Here is a 21,778-nt window from a genome sequence, read left to right on the forward strand (position 1 = left end):
TTTCTTACAAAAAGTGAATATTTTTCGAATTTTTACTTTGGAAACATTTACAAACTAGACAATATGGTTCAAAATAAGAGGAAATAAAAAAAACCAAAATTATTCTTTTTTTGGAAAACTGTAACAAGGAGAGTTGCTTATGCAGATCGCAGAAACTGGAGATATCATTGAATTTAAAGGTGGAATGCAAGGCCGTGTTCAAAAAGTAAATCAAAACTCCGTTATTGTAGATATAACAATCATGGAAAATTTTAGAGAACTAGATATGGAACCTCTTACAGTTGTAAGTCATAAAAACTATACTGTCATTAATCAAAATGCATAATATAATAGAAAGAAAGGATCTGTATGTTATACAGATCCTTTCTTTCTATTATATATTAACGATTATCAATTGTTTCTGGATATAGATCATGGTTCATCATGCGGTAGTCTGCCATTTGTTCATATTTCGTTCCTGGGCGACCGTAGTTGCAATAAGGATCAATTGAAATCCCTCCACGTGGTGTGAATTTGCCCCATACCTCAATGTAACGCGGATCCATTAATTTAATTAAATCATTCATAATAACGTTCATGCAATCTTCGTGGAAGTCACCGTGATTGCGGAAACTAAATAAATATAGCTTTAAAGATTTACTCTCTACCATTCTTTGTTCTGGAATGTAGCTAATATAAATTGTTGCAAAATCTGGTTGGCCTGTTTTCGGACATAAGCTTGTAAATTCAGGACAATTGAATTTCACAAAATAATCACGGTTTGGATGATTATTATCAAATACCTCTAAAATTTCTGGGCTATATTCAAATAAATATTTTGTATTTTGATTTCCTAATAATGTTACATCTTTTAAATCTTCATCTAATCTTCCTGTCATTTTAAACATCCCTTCTCATTATACTCCGCGTTTATTTCCCCATACTAACGCATGAAGCTGCGGCAATACTTTTGCATTATTCATCTCTTTACAATTTACAGCTTTATCAATCAGCCACTCGTACTTATCTAATAATTTCTTAATCAGCATCGCATCATCCACAGTTTTTGTATCATCATTCCCTACTTGTAAGAAAAATGGTACATCGGGATAACGTTCGTGCATCTTAACTGCATATTCAAAATCTTGATCGTCGAATACTACTACTTTTAAACTAATATCTTTTCCTGCTAGTTTCTGAATCACATCATCTAACTTCTGAAAATCAGTATTCATCGCCGAACTTGGTGGTTTTGGAGAAATCGTTATCTCATCAATTTGAAGTAACCAATCTTGCCATTTACTCCCTTGCGTTTCGATTGCTGTTCGCATTCCATTCTCTTTTAATATAGAAAGAAGAAACTCAATATTTTTCAGCAATGCTGGATTTCCGCCTGAAATCGTAACATGAGAAAAATTTTCGCCACCAATTTCTACAAGCTCATTCCAAACGTCTTCTGCTGTCATCTGTCTAATTTGATCTTTAGCCGATCCATCCCACGTAAAAGCAGAATCACACCAAGCGCAGCTATAATCACAGCCAGCTGTACGGATAAACATTGTCTTTTGTCCTACAACCATTCCTTCACCTTGAATAGTCGGACCAAATATTTCTAAGACAGGGATTTTACTCATCGAGCATCCACTCCCGTCTTACTTCCGCATAACTAGTCGGAGTCTCAAATAGACGAACAAATTCAACGCGAGCTCCTTTATATTCGTTCGCACGATTATCTTTTGTTAACGCTTCTGCCATTTTTTCATAAATCCAAACGACCATATTTTCAGCAGTCGTATTCATTGCTGGTAACGTTTCGTTTAAATAACGATGGTCTAAATAAATTTCTATTTCATTCTTCCAAATTTCTTTTATATCTCCAAAGTCAATCGCAAGACCTATTTCATTTACATATCCACTAATTCCAAATACAACTTTATATGTGTGACCATGTAAGTTTTTACATTTTCCTTCATAACAGTGTAAATGGTGCGCTGCATCAAATGTAAATTCCTTGCTGACCATTACTCTTTTATTATGATATTTGAGCTGTTTACGCTGAATATCCTTGTCCATTTTTTGCAAATTTTCTACGATGCGAAATCCAAAGAAATTATCCATTAGTTGTTTGCTCCTTCGCGTTCTTGTAGGTACGTATCTAATCCTGCTTTACGAAGTTGACATGCTGGACATTCACCGCAACCATCACCAATGATTCCGTTATAACATGTTAATGTTTTTTCTCGAACAAACTCGAATGCTCCAAGTTCATCTGATAATTTCCACGTTTCCGCTTTATCAATCCACATAAGTGGCGTATGAATCACAAACGGATAATCCATGGATAAATTTAAAGTAACGTTTAACGATTTCACAAATACGTCACGGCAATCTGGGTAACCACTAAAATCAGTTTCACATACACCCGTTACAATATGACGTGCTCCTACTTGTTTTGCTAATACAGCAGCAAATGATAAGAATAGTAAATTTCGTCCATCTACAAATGTCGATGGCAATTCACCTTCTTCATGTGTAATCTCCATATCCGTTCTCGTTAACGCATTTGGAGCAAGTTGATTTAATAGACTCATATCTAGTACCGTATGCTTAATTCCTAGCTCTTTCGCAATTTCCGCTGCACAATCAATTTCTAACTTATGACGTTGATTGTAATTAAACGTTACAGCCTCTACTTCTGCAAACTGCTCTATTGCCCAAAATAAACATGTCGTACTATCTTGTCCTCCACTAAAAACAACAACTGCCTTTTCTTTTTTCATTTCACTCATTCTCCTTCTCTATTACGAATAAGAAGAAAGAACGTTCTTGAACTGTCACAATAAAAAAACAAAACAATACCTAAAGATATTGTTGTTTCCATAGTTTTTTATAGAGGGAGTTCGCGAACCTCTCCCGTGCATTGCACGGAATTCCTTCTTTCATTGACAAAGCTTATTGTAACATATTGTATACTACCAGAAAAAATTTCTGATTTTTCCGCTATTTCTCATTTCATTTCTTTCATTTTATAGTATGATTAATTTAATGTGAGAAGAGAGGAGGCATCCCACTGAAATCCTTTATTATTTATCTCTTTTTAAATATATTATTCATCCTTGTTACAATGCTCGTATACCATTTATTTTGGAATCAAAAAGGGAAACGTTCTCCTAAATTAAATTCAGCAATATTTATTGTATTGTGTTGCCTCGTTACTATACTATGTATCACTTTCGCAGCAAAAACAAATTATGGATTTCAATTTGATATGCGGCATATCGTATTAATTGTCGGTACATTAACCGGAGGTCCTATTGCTGGCGGCTCTATATTAGTTGTATTAAATATATACCGCTTCTTATTAGGAGGAATAGGTGTTTTCCCATCGCTTATCGGTTCTATCCTTCTATTTATTGTCCTATTATTTACATACAAATTTTTCAATCGAACTTCTAATCGTATAAAAATAGCACTTGCTATTATCTACAGTCTCACATACGGATTTAGTTGGATACCTTTCTTCCTTTCAAAGGTTACAAACAAGGCTGATTATATACCACATATTATTGTGTATGAGTTATGTACGATACTTGGTACGATTCTTATTTTATATTTACTACACATATTACAAACTCAAATTCGTCTCCAAAACGAACTTATGAATGCTGAAAAATTTCATTTAATTGGTGAAATGGCAGCGTCTATCTCTCATGAAATTCGCAATCCATTAACTTCAACGAAAGGATTTTTGCAACTTTTACAATCAGATACATGCACTGAGCAGGAGCGAAAATTATATATCGACATTGCCATCAACGGAATCGAACAAGCAAACCACGTTCTTACAGATTATTTAACCTTTGCAAAACCAAGTATTGAAAAAGAACAAAGATTACAGTTAGAAGAAGAACTGCTACATGCATTATCGTTAATTACACCGCTTGCTAATTTAGCAAATGTGCGTACACATTATATAAAGCAAAGCACTTCTTTTTTTATCGCGGGAGAAAAACAAAAACTAAATCAATGCTTGTTAAATATTTTAAAAAACTGCATTGAGGCCATGCCAAAAGGCGGTGATCTTTATTTCACATTAGTTCCTGATCATAAGCATATTCAGTTATATATAAAAGATACAGGAGTCGGTATGGATACCGAACAAGTGAAACGTCTCGGCTCTCCTTTCTATTCAACGAAAGAAAAAGGAACTGGACTTGGAATGATGGTCGTATTCAGTGTTGTTCAAGCTATGAATGGAAAAATTGATATTATAAGTGAAAAAGGAATCGGTACAACCTTCTTATTAACTTTTCCACTCATACAAAAAACGTGATGAAATCATCATCACGTTTTTTCTGTTCCTTCAACTAATTCAGCAAAAGCTTTCACTTTTCCATGTGGCTTTTGATTTTCTTTACGTGCTTTCCAAGCGCGCTCTTCTTCTTTCTTTTTCTTGGACATACTTTTCAACTCCTTCTTTCCTTTCTCCATGTAGTATTCCAAAATAAGAAAGAAAACTATGCACATATCAAAAAAGAAGTGGTCTCCCACTTCTTCCTAATTATCGTTGTAAAATTGCGTGTTTCGCCTCTTTTAACTGCGTAAGATGTCTTTGTTCATGCAAATCAAGAAATTGAATCCACTGATACAAATTCAGATCATTAAAAACAGGATGCTTTAATCCATTTTCAAATAGATCTTTTTCATCTATAACACTATGAAGCGCGTGTAATAGTTCTTGTCGTGAATGTTCTAGTAATTGAATTCCTTGCTGTTTTTTCATTAACGTTTCTGTTGGTTGCATTTGCTGAGGAGCTTCTCGTTTATGTGTGCGATCAAGCGTAAGTTGGAGGTCTTTAAATGGAGTCGTGTTTCTTTCGTTTTTTTGTAAAGCATATACAAGGGCAGACGTGACAGATTGTTCAACTAAATGCAAGTGATGCAAAATTTGAATAATACTCCATTTATCACGGCGTGGCTTTACATTCACTTCTGTATCATTTAACATTTCAATTTCTGATAATAGCGTGCTTCGAGTAGACTGTAATGAGTTCACCAAACTTTCTAAACTCACATCCATATTAGATTGAAGCATATTTCTTTCCCCCCTTTTTGTTGGTGAAAAGAGGTGCTCCTTATGAGAAACACCCCTTTAGTATTCTGAATTTTCTTTTATTATCTCATCATTTTCCCATTATGTCGATGTTAAACATGTGAAAAAAAGCGCATGTTTTTTACAATTTTGTGTCGTCAATCGCATGTAACCATGCTTCAATTTCTGTAATGACACTTTTCACACAGCCTTCAGCAAATGGTGATGTTAAATTTGCAACTTCTACTAATTCCAAGAATGATTTACTTCCACCTTGTTGGCACAGATTCACATAATCTTCCCACGCCTCTTGTCTATTATCTCTTGCACGTTTCCAAAATTGCAGTGCACAAATTTGTGCTAACGTGTAGTCAATATAGTAGAACGGCGAGCTATAAATATGTCCTTGACGTTGCCAGAATCCACCGCGCTCTAAATAATCATTATCTTCATAATCACGATGCGGCAAATACTTTTTCTCTATATTACGCCATGCTGTCTTACGCTCTTCTGGTGATGCTTCTGGATTTTCATATACATAATGTTGATATTCATCAACAGATACACCATACGGTAAAAACAGAAGTGCTGAACTTAGGTGAGAGAAGTAATATTTATCTGCATCTTCTTCAAAGAATAATTTCATCCATGGCCATGTAAAGAATTCCATACTCATAGAATGAATTTCACACGCTTCATACGTTGGCCAATTGTATTCTGGAATTTCAAACTTACGACTTTCATATACTTGGAAAGCATGACCAGCTTCATGTGTTAATACATCAATGTCCCCAGATGTTCCATTGAAGTTCGAGAAAATAAATGGTGCTTTATAATTCTCGATATATGTACAATAACCGCCACCCGCTTTTCCTTTTTTCGCAACTAAATCTAATAAATCATTATCTAGCATGAAATTGAAAAATTCATCCGTTTCAGCCGATAACTCTTTATACATCGTTTTCCCATGATTAACAATCCAATCCGCATCTCCTTTTGGAGTTGGATTACCAGTAGCAAACTCAAAGTTTTCATCATAATATGCTAATTTTTCTACACCAATACGTGCTTGTTGTCGCTTTCTTAATTCCGTTGTAACTGGAACGATATAATCAAGTACTTGCTGACGATAATTCGCCACCATTTCCGCATTATAATCTGTACGGTACATTCTCGCATATCCAAGTTCAACAAAGTTTTTGAAACCTAAAGATTTAGCGATGTTCGTTCTCACTTTAACAAGCTCATCATAAATACGATCTAACTCTTCCTCATTCTCAGCTAAAAATCCGTAATATGCTTCACTTGCTGCTTTACGTTCACTTCTTTCTTTCCCTTGCATAAATGGAATAAGCTGTGATAACGTTCTTTCTTCTCCTGCAAAGTCAATTTTTGCAGATGCTAATAACTGCGTATATTGTGAAGACAATTTATTCTCTAATTGTAAATCTTTCACGACTTCATCAGAATATGTTTTCAAATCACACTCTGCTAGAGCAAACAATTGCTTCCCATAATACGCTTCTAATTCTTCACGAAATGGAGAATGAATTAACGCTTTATAATACTTTGTACCATATCCTTGTACAACTGGAGAGAATTCATCAAAGAAATCTTGCTCTTCCTTATAAAAAGCATCTGTCGTATCAACAGAATGACGAATGTAACAAAGATTCCCCATTGTACCAAAATCGTTGCGAATTTCGTTAATTGAATGAATGACTTGTTTTTGTTCTTCTACAGTTTTTGCGTTATCAAACTTCTCTAAAGCAACAGTAAACTTCTCTTTTAATTCTTCAATATTTGGCCGTTTATATTCATAGTCTTTAAATGACATGAACGAGCCTCCTCTCCATTATATACATCCTTACTATAATTCAATGCTTACTTACAAATCTCCTCTTATTCTTCAGCAAAATACGGCAGATGTTGTCATAATTACATGTAAACAAAAAAGCCTTGGATTTCTTTATCCAAAGCTCCTTTGGAACATACTATTATTTTTCATACTTTCCAATCTTTTTTAATAGATCAAGTAATTCATCCTTTTCTTCTTTCGTTAACATTTCAAAAGACTGATGTATAACTTGCTCATGCCCTGGAAAAATAGAAGCAATAAAGGTCTCTCCAGACTCAGTTAGTTGTGCATATATAACACGTCTGTCATTCGGGCACGGAATTCTCTTTACTAGTCCCTTTTTTTCTAGCTTATCTACAACATATGTAATGCTGCCACTAGCTATTAAAATACGCTCACCAATTTGCTGAAGTGGCTGACCGCCTTTATGATATAGCAGTTCTAATACAGCAAATTCAGTTGGATTTAACCCGTTACTTTGTATAGATTTATTTGTAGTATCCATAACAGAACGATGTACACGAGATAATGCAATAAATACTTTTAAAGATTGAGAAATATCTTCTCGTTCATTATTTGATGTCATACAACTTTCAACCCTTCACTTAAATTCTCAGTAATAAAAAGAAAAAAACAGCTTAGTACTTCATGTAATTCCCGAATGAGTATTCACTCATTCATTACCTCTCCCCAAATATATTATGAATGATTCTTGAATAAAAACATGACAATTTTAACATAGTTTATATATAATGATAATAAAAAAGAAGGAGTACCAAATTTGAAAGTCAAATTCCACAGCATAGTTTTATATATATTGCTTGTTATCCTACCAACGATAGGGATTGGTGCTACATTTTATTCATATCATTCGTATAAAATGAAACAGGAAAACAAACAATCTGCTCACACGGTTCTCTTTTTATATAGAGACTATTTAGATCATCACCTTGGTGAAGCAATCTCCGCATTAGAAATGCTCTCAAAAGTCGTAGGAACCGAGACTGGAAATATAAATGGAGTGAAACAAATTGTACATGATACAGATGGAAACGATGCACGCTTTTCTGGTCTATATTACGCTACACCAGAAGGAATCATTACAATCGCATCCGAAGGCGAACGACCACCTGTTGATGTCTCAGATCGCAAATATATTCAAGACGCGTTACAAACGAAGAAAACAACTGTATCATCAGCCATTACAGATCGTGTTCTTGGACATCAAGCGATTATGATTGCTTCTCCCATTTTCAATAAACAGAAGGAGCTCTCAGGCTTATTGTTAGCAAGTTTACGCTTTGATTACATTTCATCATCTTTAAATGCCATTAAGCCACAATACCATTTTGAAGTAACCGATAAACATGATGTAGTTTTTCTAACCGATGATAATAACGAAACAAGTGATGCGCATTCTAATATGCTTACTACTCCACTCCAACGATTAAATTGGAAGGTCTCTGTTTCTCCATTGCCTATCCATCAAAAAACTTTATACCAGTGGGTTTCAATAGAGTGTATAGCTACTTTATTTTTAATGTCTATTTTATTTTTACTTGCTCAATATATGTTGTTAAAACGTCAAACAAAACTGGAAAGACAACAAAATGAACTACAAAAAATTGAATTGGTTGGAACTTTTGCAGCTAGTACAGCCCACGAAATCCGTAATCCTCTTACCGGAATTAAAGGACTCGTCGCTCTATTAAAAGAAAAATATAAAGATGAACAAGATCAGTTCTATTTTTCCATCATTGAACAAGAAATAGAACGGATTAATGAAATTGTAAGCGAATTTCTTATTCTTGGAAAGCCAACCGCTATCATTGAACAAACATATGATGTGAGAACTATTTTAAATGAGGTAGCATTGATTATTCAATCTGAGGCGAATCTACATAACATTGTATTCCATTTACATTTGCCAGACCATCCTGTTCATATACGTTGCTCAAAAGACCATATGAAACAAGTGGTTTTAAACATTACAAAAAATGCAATTGAAGCCATGACTTCTGGTGACACACTAACTATTTCCGTAACAAACAATGAAACACATGCACAATTGCAAATTATAGATACTGGAAAAGGGATTCCAAAACATATTCAAAAACACCTCTTTCATCCGTTCTTTACTAATAAAGATACTGGAACAGGTCTTGGACTTGTCATATGTAAACGAATTGTAGAGATGTACAATGGGCATATTTTTATTGACAGTATAGAAAACGAAGGAACGACAGTTCATATCGAAATTCCGTTACACCTAGTATAATTATCCTTATCCCAAAAGGGTAATTATACTTATTTCATAAAACCAGCCACAAGCATTCGCCAAAAATTACTCGATTTTCCTTCATACCCAATTTGAAAAATAGGTACCTTTATAATTGATAACCATTTGGGTGTTTGTTTTTCTTTATAGCACTGGTACTGTAAAATAAGCTTGTCCAATTCTTGACTAACTTGAATTGTCTCCATACTATTTAACCCACTCGTTAAACCTAATTGAATCATTTCTTCACGCTTTATATGAATATCACGTGAAAGCTTTTCTAATGTGTACTTCCTTTTTACAGTAAACATTCATATCCCCCTTATTATACTTCCTTGCTCTCAACTTCACTTCTCCATTGGCCTTTTAACTACTTAATCATATTTGAATTTGAAGAATCAGAAAATTTAACATTTTCTCCCTGTAATTTACAAATCTTTACCCTCACTTTGAGAATTATTACAAATTATTCTATCTTTGTAAATACATTCGCAATAATAGACATTTTTTTCATCTTCTTTTTTTACAAATACCAATTAAATAGCGGATTCTCTATTTTCCATATACTTTTCTTCGACATTTTTTGTTTAATTTATATAAAAACGCAAAACATAATAATGATTGATAAAGTGCAAATTTAATCATTGGGGATTTTGTTCATTCCCTACTGCCCGCAAATAGCGGGATAAAATAGAAAGGAAATATTTATATGCGCAAATATACGATTGCATTGCTTATGTTTACTATGTTCTTACCATCCTTCTTGTTCCCTGTTCAAGCAAAGGCCCATACAAACAAAGTAGCTATTGTCATTGATGACTTCGGCAATAATATGAAGGGAACTGATAAAATGTTATCACTTCCTATTCCACTGACTGTTGCCGTTATGCCTTTTCTTCCTTCTACAAAGGAAGATGCGATAGCGGCTCATAAGAAAGGACACGAAGTTATTATACATATGCCAATGGAACCTATTAAAGGTAAAAAAGAATGGCTTGGACCAAAAGCGATTACAACTGATTTAAGCGACGAAGAAATAAATAACCGACTCGAACAAGCAATTCAAGAAGTACCGCATGCAATTGGGATGAACAATCATATGGGATCAAAAGTGACCGCGGACGAAAGAATTGTACGCCTTATACTTGCAGCTTGTAAAAAACACGGTTTATTTTATTTAGATAGCAAAACAAATCCTAAGAGTGTTGTCCCAAAAATCGGGAAAGAATTAGGAGTACCTATTATTGAAAACCAATTATTTTTTGATGATGTGTATACAGCGGCACATATTTCAAAACAAGCTCAATTACTCATCAAAAAACTTCAAGAAAAGCCGATTATGGTAGCTATCGGACATGTTGGGCCTCCAGGTGAAATTACATCCCGTGTTATAGAAACTTCTATTCCTCAAATTCGCGAACATGCAGATTTTATTTTTTTATCTGATTTAGCATTATCTCCGCCTCCTGTTTCAAAATAGGATTCATTATTCAAACTAAAAAAGGTACCAATCTGCATATAGCAAATTGGTACCTCTCCTTTTTAACTTAAATATAATCTACATGACTCACTCGGAATCCTTTTCTCTCTATTTTTTCAATTAATTTCTTTATTTTTTTTTCATTTAACTCATCTGTTATATTTACGATAACACGGCGAATATATTGATCCCCGTTATCTAGCGTAAATAATCCACCGATATTAAATGCCTTCAACAATGTCCCAAGTTCTTTAATCGTTCCCTTACAATCTTGTGTTGCAATTGTTAATATATAACCACCCGTCCGCATACCGAATGAATCTTCAATAACATCAAATATATTAGAATGCGTTAAGATACCGACAAATTCATTATAATCATTTAGCACAGCTAAAAATGGAAGACGACGAATAACATAAAATGCTCTGAAAAAAGAATCCTTTTCAAAAATAAATGCAGAGGAATCTTCCAGCATATGTTCCGTACTTAATTTCTCTAATCCACTATTACACTTCTTTTCTAAAAGATCTACTTTATAAATAATCCCCATGAATTTCTTTTCATCTTCTGCTAATACAGGGATTGCTCGAAATCCCGTTTCATTCATAATGTGCAAAGCCTCTTCACCTGAATCGTTTATTTTGCAAAATGTTACTTGCTGTTTTGGCAGAAAATGATATTTAACTCGCAAAATATGTTCCTCCTTACATGTCAACATGTAATCTATATATAATAAGGAGACCTATATTTTATGAGTAAATTTATTTTTAAAACGCTTTCATTTATTTATTGACTTGTAACGAAATCACAAACATTTTATATAACAGAACTCTTGGCACCTTTTATCATTAACAATTTCACATGGTAATTCATTAAATATTCTATACCCTCTAGCCATTTTTTCGTATCTTCTGGAGTTTTCCCCCACACGATTATGCCATAATTATGAACAAGAACTACTCCTCCACCTTCAATAAAATTCGGCACATTATTTTCTAATAAATCAGCGAATTTTTTCTCATCTTCTACAATGGGAATTGTCATTTCTGTTATACCTTCTTTTCCAAAAACACGTTCCACGCTACGTTTATCGAATGTTACTTCCCCTTCTTCTCCATATAACTCTGATATTAAATGACTATCTACAGTCTGCACTTGTAAAATACATTCTGCACTACTTTTTTTATAAATATCCGCATGCATAAATGATTCCGCAGCTGGTTTTTCTTCATTTTCAAATACTGGCTCACACATACAATTCACAACAATAAAATCTTCTTCTGAAAATAACCCTTTATCTCTTCCCTCAACGTTTACTAAAAAAGTTAACGGCTCTTTTGACGTACAGAGTGATAAACTAATTTTTGTACCATAAAACCAATCACGAAGTGCCAACTCAGATTTCACATCTTTTAATTCATTCCATTTCTTTAGAAAAAATAACATTTCGTCACCCCCGGCGTAATAGTTATATAATGTTCGAATCCTTTATATGTAAAAGGAATATTTTTTGATTATTCTAAAAATTTAATTGAATTATCACATGAGAACGCTTTTTTGTCAATATGGTTTCACAGCTCTTCTATAAAATGGGCCATCTATATTTCTATACTCCTGTCTATTTCCTATTTCATTTTATACATAAAAAATACGTTATTCTTTTTAAATCAAAGAATAACGTATTTTCTCATCTTTTATTTCGTGATTGCGTTATATAAAAACTGTGCATATTGTTCGCGTGTTACGAAGTCATCGCCTAAAAAGTTTCCTTTTCCATCACCTTTTGATATATTATTATCCGCTAAAGCTTTTACATATCCTTCTGCCCAATGACCTTTTGGCACATCAGTAAAGCTCACTACACTCTTTTCTGTTTCCTTTAATTGGAACACCTTTTGTAATACTACTGACATTTCATATCGAGTTAACACTCCATCTGGGCGGAACGTACCATCACCATCTCCCGTCATAATTCCAGCTTGTGTAACTGCCTCAATAGCCCCTTCATACATATTTCCTTTCGTATCTGTGAACTTCGTTTTCTGTTCTAAATTACGCTCCAACTTCAAATGTTTTTGTATTAAAACTGCTACTTGACCGCGCGTAATGTTGTCACCAAATCCAAATTTTCCATTTCCATAACCTACAAATAATTTTTCTTTTGCTAAATGATTAATTGCTTGCTCTGACCAATGGCCTTTTGGTACATCTTTAAATTCCATTACTTCTTCGGCTACTTTTCCATTTACAACATTTTGAATCACAGAACCAGTGAAGAAAATCCCTGTATCCGCAAATGGATCTTTCACACCAAATTCATATACTTTCTCACCTGGTGTACTCCACTTAACTGCATCGTTACTATACGTCCCACCTTCGCTCTTCAAGCTAATTTTTGTAGAGATTTTACCATCTTTTTCGTATACAGGTACTTTCACTTCTTTATTTACTTCTGTTTCCTCTAAAAATACTTTTTGGTTTTGAACATTGATGTAAGCTGTTTTACTTAGTTCTATAACTGGTCGAACATCGCGGATTTCATTTGCAACAAAACTTAGAAATACTAACTTTTTCAAATTGCTAACTGGTGTTAAGTCTGAAATATAATTTGCTTCTAAATCAAGCTTTTGTAAGTTTACTAGATTTGATAATGGAGTAATATCCTTTAACTCATTGTTAGGTAAATCTAATTCTGTAAGATGAGTCATTTTAGCAAGTGGTGTCACATCTTCTATTTGATTTTTCCCGATAAATAACTTACTTAATTGATTCATTTGATCAATGCCCGATAAATCTTTAACTTTATTACGTGTTAATACTAAGTCTGTTAAAGGTAATGAATATAACGGTTTAATATCTTCAATTTGATTACCTGCTAAAGTCAAGTATGTTACATTTTTTAACGCGCTTAATGGAGCAACATTCGTAATTTTATTATTTGCTAAATTCAAGTAATCTAGTTGTTCCATTTTCGCTAATGCTGTTACATCTTCTATTTGATTTCCTGATAGATATAAACTTTTTACATTTTTCATTTCCACTAATGGTGCAACGTTTGTAATTTTATTATTACTTAAATCAAGAGATTCTAAATTATCCATCTTAACAAGTGGCGTTACATCTGAAAATTCATTACCACGCAAAGCTAAATGATTTAATTGCTTTAAGTTCGTAAAGAACGACGGATCTTTTATCTTCGCATTTGCAACTGTTAAAGATTTTAAATTTGGCATATATTTTAATGCACTATAATCAAGAATCTCATTCGTATTTAAAAACAAGTCCTTTACTTGTAATAACTCTTCTTTCGTAATTGGTGTATTTAAATCTTTTCTATTAAATACTTTTTTATTAACAAGTTCTCTTAATTTCTTATCTGTTATCACGTTTTGACTATCAACTGGATTATCCGTTTCCGTCTTACCTGAATTAGAGTTGTCATCTGGTTTCTCTGTTTCTTGGTCACCTAATGTTGGATCTTTAATTTCAAATTGAACTTGATATTTGTGATCATATCCAATAGCCGGAATAAGTATGTGCATTTGCATATTGTGCTTCTTCTCAAATTCGCCAATTTCAAATTGGACTACTTTCGTTCCATTTTTCCTCTTATCTTCTGATAGAACTTTCACATCATGAAATACACCAGGTTGGTTTTTATCCTCTATTCTAAGATATTGAAAATAATCGCTATCTTGCATTGTTACAGTAACAATTTTTTTCCCGGCTACAATCGCTACTTTAGGATCTTTTATATATTGAGAAACCATAGATGGTTCATCTTTTTGATCCTTATATATTTTAATCTCAGTATCGTATGTACGTTCACTAGCTGCTGCCACCGACTGGTTTGCTTCAGCTTTTAGTGCTGCTAATGCTGGAGTAGAGTATGTAGCAAATGGAATTGCTAATGTTGTGGCTACTACTAGCGCCTTAATATAACTTTTTTTCAAAATAATATCCCCTATCATATATAATTTTCATAATTGATAACACTTATCAATTACTTACAAAATAAATGATAATGAATCTCATTATCATTGTCAATGATAATCTTACATTAAGTTTATATTTCCATGGATAAAAAATAAAAAACCCTTGATTCAAAGGGCTTTTTTGCTTATCGTATGAAGAATTTCACTTTTTTCTTTTTCATTAATAACACCAATTTTTTGCAAAATATTTGCATACAATACAAGTTTATTATATATCCGTTCTGACATCCTTCTCCCTTCTTTCCTTCGACCAACTTTTTTTGTATTGGTAAATTATATGAAAGAGATGAGAAAATGTGTCCACTTTTTGCATAAATACAAATCTTTTATCCTGCTATTTGCGAGCAGTAAAACTCCCACCTCAAAATTAGGTGGGAGTTCAATTTATTTAGCAAATTGTCCATTGAATATTATGCTTTTTGACTTCCTCTTCAAAACTGTAGGGCATTTTCTTATCACAAATTACATGTTCAATACGCGAAAACGCTGCTATTCGGTAATTTCCTTTTACCCCTACTTTTGTATGATCGCATAAAATATATGTTTTTTCCGCTAATTTCATCATCGCTTCTGACAGTTTTGCCTTTTCTAATTCAAAACTAGAAACCCCAAAACCAGGCAACAATCCATCAATCGAAACGAATGCTTTATGAAAATGAAATTGGTGGATTACTTGCTGCGAAATAGACCCTGACACACGTGAATGCTTTGGAGATACTTTTCCACCAATAAATAAAACTTCTCCGTGAAACATCTTTTTATTAATAGAAGAAATTAATTGTGTTGCTACTGGAAATGAACTTGTTACAATCGTTAAATTTTTGCGATGAACAAGATAGGGCACCATTTGAAGTGGTGTACTTCCATCATCAATCGCAATAACATCTCCATCTTCCACGAACGTTGCTGCTTTATACCCAATTCTCTTCTTCTCTTCTATATGTAGCATCTCTCGCTCTAACATTGGTGCCTCTATTCCAGCTCCCGGAAGTTGGACAGCTCCACCATACACTTTCTTCAACTTCTTTTCACGATCCAACTCTTCTAAATAACGGCGAATCGTCTCTGTTGATACAGCAAACTCTCTCGCTAATTCTGAAACTTTTACTTTCCCTTTAAACTCTACCTTCTCAAGAATGGTTCGCTTTCTTTCTTCACCTACTACAGACATAACCTCACCCCATTAATTTCTACCTCATAAACTGCCTTACTTATACAAAGTTCTAACTTTCTTTGTAAGTAGAAACTTCTTCATGAATATGAATACCACGCTTTTTTAGTTCATCAAAAATAATTTGTGGATTTACAAAAGCTTCCTCAGGTGTAACAACACCAACTTTATTTACATTCCCTTTTGCGATTAACTCTGTAGCAATCCCAAATGGAATACCGACGTTTCTCGTATAAGCTCTTAATTTTTCCCATCCTACAACAGATCCATCATATAACGGGTGTGTATGATATAATACGTGCCTTTGTTTCTCATTATTTTTCATACCTATTACTTCTACATGAAGTGCATAACCGTAAATTTCTGTTTCTTGTCCTTCTTTCGATTGCAATAAATACTTCGAAATACAATCCATAATGCCAATTTCTTTCCCATTTATATCAACTCGATCATTACGCAATATACCATAATCATATAAAGCACGTACGAGCTGCATATTTTGCTGTGGCCAAGTCCCTCTCGTCTCTATCAGCTTGACACCTTTATTTTCTAGTGCTTTTGCTAACGTAATCGTTTCAGAATGCGGGATTATATACTGCGTTTCCTTACCATAAGGCGCCGGTAATTCAATTTCTCTCGGACGCGCAAACGGAGGTACTTGCTTAAACTCACCATCTTCATATACTGTACGCGATGGTAAATGTGGATCATATTCATATGTCGTTGTCTCTGTAATGGATGCAGAAAAAGCAATTGGACGATACGAGCCGTGACTGACACGAACTGACTCTACAGTATCTAGCTGATTTGCTGCATGCATCGCCATCATTTGCGTTACACCTGGCGTCATACCAAAACCAGGTAAACACGTTTTTCCGTTTTGAACAAATATAGAATGCGAATCATTTTCTTCACCAAATCCATTCAAATTCACACCGTGACAACCTGCTTCTGCAATACATCGAGTAGACAAGCCATTTAACTTTATCGTCGTGCCATCCATTACAATGTCATAGCCTTTCATTTTTGCAACTGTATCCTCGTGATTCGTTACATCTACTTTCACAAAATCAACACGAGGATCGTTGAGCCATTCTACTACTTTAAGGCCCTCTTCTTCATTAAAATCAGCTACTGTAATCGTCTCAAAAGATGAAAATTGCACTAAATCTAAAATTGCTTCACGACAAATTTTACCTGCTCCACCTAAGCAAAATACTCTCACCCTATAACAACTCCTTTAGCGATACTATTAACTAAGCGATTGATATCTGCCTCATGTACATCACCGATATTTCCAATGCGGAACGTATCTACTTTCGAAATTTTACCAGGATAAATGACGAATCCATATTGCTTTAATTCATTATATAACTGTTGAAATTCAAATCCTTTTTCTGGATAAATAAAAGATGTAATAATAGGAGATTGATATTTTTCATCTACTAGTGGCTTAAATCCGATTTCTCTCATTCTATTCACTAATAGTTTTTGATTGTTATAATATCGATTGTAACGCGCTTCTACTCCGCCCTCTTTTTCTAATTCAAGTAGTGCTTGATAAAAAGCGTGTACAACATGTGTAGGTGACGTAAAACGCCATTTCCCATTTTGATTTTCCATCGTTGCCCACTGATCGTATAAATCTAATGATAATGAACGTGCCTGCCCTTTACATTTCACCAATTCAGCGCGCTTTGCAATAACAAAGCCGAACCCAGGAACCCCTTGAATACATTTATTCGCACTACTAATTAGAAAGTCAATTTGCAATTCAGCAATATCTATTTCAATACCACCAAAACTACTCATTGCATCAACTAGTGTTACTTTTCCGTATTTCTTCCCTAATTTACATATATCTACAATTGGATTGATAATACCTGTTGTTGTTTCACAATGAACAACTGCAATATGTGTAATCTCTTTATCTTGTTGCAATATCTTTTCTACTTCTGCAATATTAGTAGGCTCCCACTCTTCTGTTTGACTGACCACCACATCTATATGTAACATCTCTGCCATTTGTACAATTCGCTTACCGTATGCACCATTTATACAAACGAGCAGCTTTCCGTTTTTAGGAATGACAGAACCAATTACTGCTTCAACTGAAAACGTACCGCTTCCTTGCATGAGAACAGTTGTATATTTCTCTTCTTCCTTCGTTGCTAACGATACAAGTTTAGCTCTTACCTCTTGCACCATGGTGTTATATTCAGCATCCCACGTACACCAATCGTATAACATAACTTCTTTTACTGTTTTTGTTGTTGTTAATGGTCCTGGCGTTAATAATAAGTAGTGATTTTCAGTCATGATCCTATTCCCCTTTTATGAAATAATAAGCTCTTGTTTCTCGATATGTTCCATTACGTTTTCGAGTTCCTGCATCGTTTCCATCGTAAAGTGCGCCCCATTTTCAACGAAACGATTACGAACTACTTCTATTTTTTCACGAAGTTCTACCGGATCCATATTCTCCACTTCTTCTTCAGTTAAGCCGAGTTCGCTACTGCCAAGAATTACACCAACTGTCCACATACCGGCATTTCGCCCTTCTTTCATATCTGATACCGTGTCTCCAACTTTTATCATATGATTCATCGGATATACACCAAGTTCCATCGCATTTTTATAGCACATCCACGGATACGGACGACCCGCTGGAACATCATCTGGTGTAACGAGGAAATCAGGTTTATATCCTTGTAGTGCTGCTTCTCTTGCTACAATGTCCATCATTTCTCTCGTATAACCAGTCGTTGAACCAATTTTAATTCCTCTTTCACGTAAAGAAGCAATTACTTCTTTTACTCCATGAATTGGCGACGCATAGCCCGGTAAAATTGCGAAGAGAATCTCTTCAAATTCTTCATACATATCCTGAATGTCTGCTTCTGTTGGTAATTGTCCGAAAACATGCTTCCACTCATTCGCAATACGAGGCATTTCTGTTAGTGCCCTTACATGATCTATTTTTAATAATCCCATTGGCTTACGTGCTTCTTCTGCTGTAATTTCAACACCACGTTTATGAAAAATCTTCATGAATACTTCTAATGGTGCAAAACATCCATAATCAACTGTCGTACCTGCCCAATCAAAAATTACTGCTTCTATTTTCATTCAATCCATCACCCTTCTTATTTATCTTTTTTGCCATTGTGACGTTCGGTTACGGAGTGCTTTCGTTCCCCATTCATATACAACTCTTACTACAATATTTGTAACAACAATAAGTACACTCATTGCAGCTGCTGGTGCCACATTTCCTGCATCATCCATATTTACAATTGATACGGCAGCTAGTTTAAAATCAGCTGCGTATAGGAATACAACTGCCGAGACAGTTACCATTGAATTTACGAAGTAGTACATGACCATTTCTAAAATGGCTGGTAGACACATCGGTACCGTAACTCGAAAGAATGTTTTATAAAACGGAATCCCCATCGACTGTGAAACAAGTTCAAACTCTCGATCTAATTTCTTTAAAGCTGTCGTTGCCGTAACAAATGTTACCGAATAAAAATGAATGATATTGACTAGTACTAGCACAACGATTGTTCCGTATAGAGAATGAAACGGGTTCGTTACGGAAAGTCCAAAGATTTGTATGGTTGGTTGACTAAAGAAGAAGACATAGCCTAACCCAAGTACTAAACCTGGTATCGCTAAAGGGACGATAGAGAAAAAGTAACCTGCTTTTCGGAAAAATTGTAGCTGATCTATTTTCTCAATCGCATAAGCGAACATAAATGTTAAAACTGCTCCAATAACCGCTGTGATTGCTGAAACAATTACGCTATTTTTAAACGCTTCAAGTCCATCTCCTGTTAAACTGGAAAAATTAAAATGCTCGAATGTAAAGCTCATATTATACGGCCATACTTTCACACTTGCAGCAATACCAACTGCCACAAATAATAAAATGATCATAAGCGTTACTACGCTACAATATACGAATGAAATAACATCTCGTTTCTTATTATTTATTATTCTGTAAGGTACTGATTTGGAAGATAAGAGATTCGCCTGCTTTCTTTGCGTAATGCGATCAACTGCAAATGCAAATATAGCTGGGATTAATAAAATCATTCCGACGGTTGCACCCATCGGCATATTTTGCTGCCCAATTACTTGCTTATATACGTCCGTAGCAAGTACATTATATTGCCCACCAACAATTTTTGGTGCCCCAAAATCAGTGAAACTAAGTGTAAACACAACGAACATCGCACTAATTAATCCGTACTTTACATTAGGTAAAGTAACAGTGAAAAATTGCTTTATTTTACTCGCTCCTAGCATATTAGAAGCTTCATATAAACGATAATCAGAGCCTTGAAAAGCAATTAATAATATAAGAAATGCTTGCGGAAATGTATACATGACTTCAGCCATTACAATTCCTACTGGTCCATATAAAGGAATTTGTATCCCTTCAAACAAACCAAACATCCCTTTCGTTACTAACCCTTGATTACCAAATAAATATGTAAGTGCGATACCATGCATCATCGTCGGTGCGAATAATGGTAACAACGCGACATATTGAAATACACGCTTCCCAAACACATTCGTACGAGCGATCGCATAGGCGTAAGCAAAAGCGAGTGTCGCTGCAATAATTGTTGTCGCACCCGAAATCCATATCGTATTTTGTAATGATTGAACTAGCGTTGGAGTTGTGAAATATTTACTGAAATTCGCAAGACCAATGAAAGCTCCATCTTTATCATAAAAAGCTTGTGTAAACAATTGTAATAGAGGTAATACAAGCATGATCAAAAATGCAAGAAGCATACCAATAATTAATAGTCTTTGTATCCACTCTTCTTTACCGATACGTCTCTTAATCTTTTTTTTCGTACTTTCTACCTTGAAATCTTCTAACATCTCCATCTATACAATGACCTTCTTTCCATATGACAACATATGATTTTCTGAGAAAGAGATTTGAAGCGGCTTTCCTTTTCTAATTGCGGTTGCTTCTACTTCTGATGCCAATATATCCACTACGATTTTCTCGTTATAAAGATGTGTTTTTTCTTCTACGACTCGCACTTCTGTCCGATATACAGATCCACGAAATTCCATACTTTCCACAACCGTTTTAATACCATCCTTTTGTACCACGGTTACATGTTCAGGACGAATTGCATGTTCTTCATTATTTCTCGAAAAGAAATTAATAGAACCAATAAAATCTGCCACAAACGGATTGGCGGGTCTTTGATAAATCTCCTCTGGTGTGCCAATCTGCATAATTTCCGCATGATTCATTACAACAATTTTATCAGCCATCGTTAATGCCTCTTCTTGATCATGCGTGACCATAATAGTTGTTACTCCCACTTTTTCTTGCAAATCACGCATTTCTCTACGTAACTTTTCACGCACTTTTGCATCTAAAGCAGATAACGGCTCATCAAGTAACAAAATATCCGGAGACAGAGCGAGCGCACGTGCAAGTGCTACTCGCTGCTGTTGTCCGCCAGACATTTGAGCAGGATATTTATCTTTTACATTCAGCAAATCTACAAGTTCTAACGCCTCTAGCGCTTTCTCTTTTACTTCTGCTTTTCCATATTTTTTTGTCTTTAAGCCGTATTCAATATTTTCAAGTGCTGTTAAGTTCGGAAATAATGCATACGATTGAAACACCATTCCGAAATTCCTCTTTCCAGGAGGTAATGCTGTAATATCTTTTCCATCCACAGCTATACTACCTGTTGTTGCCTCTTCTAGCCCAGCTAAAATTCGAAGCAATGTTGTTTTCCCACAACCACTTGGGCCTAATAAACATACAAACTCATTTTTTTTCACAGTAAAAGAAATATCTTTTAACGCTGTAAATGCATCAAACTGTTTTTGAATGTGTTGAATTGATAAATATTCGCTCATTTTTTCTCTCTCCCA

The 21,778-nt window shown here is 34.5% G+C and carries 22 protein-coding genes and 1 riboswitch; of the genes, 4 read left to right on the plus strand and 18 right to left on the minus strand.

The features are described 5' to 3' along the window. The first annotated feature begins 139 nt into the window (after positions 1-139). The gene (locus tag QCI44_RS21375) at positions 140-325 is read left to right on the plus strand and encodes a YkvS family protein (RefSeq protein WP_001165081.1); all 186 of its coding nucleotides are present in this window, start codon (positions 140-142) and stop codon (positions 323-325) included. Positions 326-380: 55 nt separating this feature from the next. Here the strand turns inward: QCI44_RS21375 and queF are convergent, their stop codons facing one another. The 4 genes from queF to queC are packed head-to-tail and all read right to left on the minus strand — an operon-like array spanning position 381 to position 2,759. Then, positions 381-878, minus strand: a complete 498-nt coding sequence (queF, locus tag QCI44_RS21380) for a preQ(1) synthase (protein WP_000147752.1) — start codon at positions 876-878, stop codon at positions 381-383. Between the two features lie 18 nt (positions 879-896). Continuing rightward, on the minus strand, positions 897-1,613 hold the full coding sequence (queE, locus tag QCI44_RS21385; protein ID WP_016088770.1) for a 7-carboxy-7-deazaguanine synthase QueE: 717 nt from the start codon (positions 1,611-1,613) through the stop codon (positions 897-899). Beyond that, on the minus strand, positions 1,606-2,097 hold the full coding sequence (gene queD, locus QCI44_RS21390; protein WP_000368412.1) for a 6-carboxytetrahydropterin synthase QueD: 492 nt from the start codon (positions 2,095-2,097) through the stop codon (positions 1,606-1,608). Before queD ends, queE begins: the two co-directional genes overlap by 8 nt. Next, positions 2,097-2,759, minus strand: a complete 663-nt coding sequence (gene queC / locus QCI44_RS21395; protein ID WP_000711595.1) for a 7-cyano-7-deazaguanine synthase QueC — start codon at positions 2,757-2,759, stop codon at positions 2,097-2,099. The genes queD and queC overlap by 1 nt, the downstream gene beginning before the upstream one ends. A gap of 93 nt (positions 2,760-2,852) precedes the next feature. Further along, positions 2,853-2,896, minus strand: a riboswitch (PreQ1 riboswitch). 207 nt (positions 2,897-3,103) lie between these two features. On the opposite strand from queC, the gene kinB reads away from it, so the two are divergent. After that, positions 3,104-4,312, plus strand: coding sequence for a sporulation sensor histidine kinase KinB (kinB, locus tag QCI44_RS21400; RefSeq protein WP_016088771.1), 1,209 nt, complete (start codon positions 3,104-3,106; stop codon positions 4,310-4,312). Positions 4,313-4,323: 11 nt separating this feature from the next. Here the strand turns inward: kinB and QCI44_RS21405 are convergent, their stop codons facing one another. The 4 genes from QCI44_RS21405 to QCI44_RS21420 form a co-directional block, all read right to left on the minus strand. Continuing rightward, positions 4,324-4,440 carry a DUF6254 family protein gene (locus QCI44_RS21405; protein ID WP_000038254.1) on the minus strand — a complete coding sequence of 39 codons (117 nt, stop codon included), beginning with the start codon at positions 4,438-4,440 and terminating at the stop codon, positions 4,324-4,326. A gap of 100 nt (positions 4,441-4,540) precedes the next feature. Then, entirely contained in the window at positions 4,541-5,074 is a 534-nt protein-coding gene (locus QCI44_RS21410) for a DinB family protein (RefSeq protein WP_016088772.1), read from the minus strand. A gap of 139 nt (positions 5,075-5,213) precedes the next feature. Continuing rightward, on the minus strand, positions 5,214-6,908 hold the full coding sequence (locus QCI44_RS21415) for a M3 family oligoendopeptidase (RefSeq protein WP_016088773.1): 1,695 nt from the start codon (positions 6,906-6,908) through the stop codon (positions 5,214-5,216). Between the two features lie 160 nt (positions 6,909-7,068). Further along, entirely contained in the window at positions 7,069-7,515 is a 447-nt protein-coding gene (locus QCI44_RS21420; protein ID WP_000203348.1) for a MarR family winged helix-turn-helix transcriptional regulator, read from the minus strand. Between the two features lie 195 nt (positions 7,516-7,710). Between QCI44_RS21420 and QCI44_RS21425 the strand changes: the two genes are divergently transcribed. Then, positions 7,711-9,207 (plus strand): DUF3149 domain-containing protein, encoded by a 1,497-nt coding sequence (locus QCI44_RS21425; protein WP_016088774.1) that lies wholly within the window; start codon positions 7,711-7,713, stop codon positions 9,205-9,207. A gap of 29 nt (positions 9,208-9,236) precedes the next feature. Here QCI44_RS21425 and QCI44_RS21430 read toward each other — a convergent pair whose 3' ends face one another. Further along, positions 9,237-9,518 (minus strand): aspartyl-phosphate phosphatase Spo0E family protein, encoded by a 282-nt coding sequence (locus QCI44_RS21430; RefSeq protein ID WP_016088775.1) that lies wholly within the window; start codon positions 9,516-9,518, stop codon positions 9,237-9,239. 398 nt (positions 9,519-9,916) lie between these two features. On the opposite strand from QCI44_RS21430, the gene QCI44_RS21435 reads away from it, so the two are divergent. Then, positions 9,917-10,687 carry a divergent polysaccharide deacetylase family protein gene (locus QCI44_RS21435; protein WP_016088776.1) on the plus strand — a complete coding sequence of 257 codons (771 nt, stop codon included), beginning with the start codon at positions 9,917-9,919 and terminating at the stop codon, positions 10,685-10,687. Between the two features lie 67 nt (positions 10,688-10,754). On the opposite strand, the gene cbpA is transcribed toward QCI44_RS21435, so the two are convergent. From cbpA to QCI44_RS21480, 9 genes are all read right to left on the minus strand, one after another. After that, positions 10,755-11,378: a cyclic di-AMP binding protein CbpA gene (gene cbpA, locus QCI44_RS21440; RefSeq protein WP_016133949.1), complete on the minus strand. Its 624-nt coding sequence runs from the start codon at positions 11,376-11,378 to the stop codon at positions 10,755-10,757. A 125-nt stretch (positions 11,379-11,503) separates the two neighbouring features. Beyond that, positions 11,504-12,133 (minus strand): class II aldolase/adducin family protein, encoded by a 630-nt coding sequence (locus tag QCI44_RS21445; protein ID WP_353811436.1) that lies wholly within the window; start codon positions 12,131-12,133, stop codon positions 11,504-11,506. A 248-nt stretch (positions 12,134-12,381) separates the two neighbouring features. Next, positions 12,382-14,658, minus strand: coding sequence for an NEAT domain-containing leucine-rich repeat protein (locus QCI44_RS21450; protein ID WP_116349194.1), 2,277 nt, complete (start codon positions 14,656-14,658; stop codon positions 12,382-12,384). A gap of 412 nt (positions 14,659-15,070) precedes the next feature. Then, positions 15,071-15,853, minus strand: a complete 783-nt coding sequence (locus QCI44_RS21455; protein WP_016133947.1) for a DeoR/GlpR family DNA-binding transcription regulator — start codon at positions 15,851-15,853, stop codon at positions 15,071-15,073. Between the two features lie 52 nt (positions 15,854-15,905). After that, on the minus strand, positions 15,906-17,078 hold the full coding sequence (locus QCI44_RS21460; RefSeq protein ID WP_353811437.1) for a saccharopine dehydrogenase family protein: 1,173 nt from the start codon (positions 17,076-17,078) through the stop codon (positions 15,906-15,908). Beyond that, complete coding sequence (phnW, locus tag QCI44_RS21465; protein WP_088083452.1) at positions 17,075-18,172, minus strand: 2-aminoethylphosphonate--pyruvate transaminase; 1,098 nt, start codon at positions 18,170-18,172, stop codon at positions 17,075-17,077. The genes QCI44_RS21460 and phnW overlap by 4 nt, the downstream gene beginning before the upstream one ends. Positions 18,173-18,187: 15 nt before the next feature. Then, a complete protein-coding gene (phnX, locus tag QCI44_RS21470) occupies positions 18,188-18,982 on the minus strand; it encodes a phosphonoacetaldehyde hydrolase (RefSeq protein WP_088083451.1) in 795 nt (264 codons plus the stop codon). Between the two features lie 21 nt (positions 18,983-19,003). Then, positions 19,004-20,761, minus strand: a complete 1,758-nt coding sequence (locus tag QCI44_RS21475) for a putative 2-aminoethylphosphonate ABC transporter permease subunit (RefSeq protein WP_116349193.1) — start codon at positions 20,759-20,761, stop codon at positions 19,004-19,006. Continuing rightward, entirely contained in the window at positions 20,762-21,763 is a 1,002-nt protein-coding gene (locus QCI44_RS21480; RefSeq protein WP_016088785.1) for a putative 2-aminoethylphosphonate ABC transporter ATP-binding protein, read from the minus strand. It abuts the gene before it with no gap. Positions 21,764-21,778: the final 15 nt, after the last annotated feature.

Origin of the sequence: Bacillus cereus group sp. RP37 (assembly GCF_040459695.1) — a bacterium.
Lineage (GTDB): Bacteria > Bacillota > Bacilli > Bacillales > Bacillaceae_G > Bacillus_A.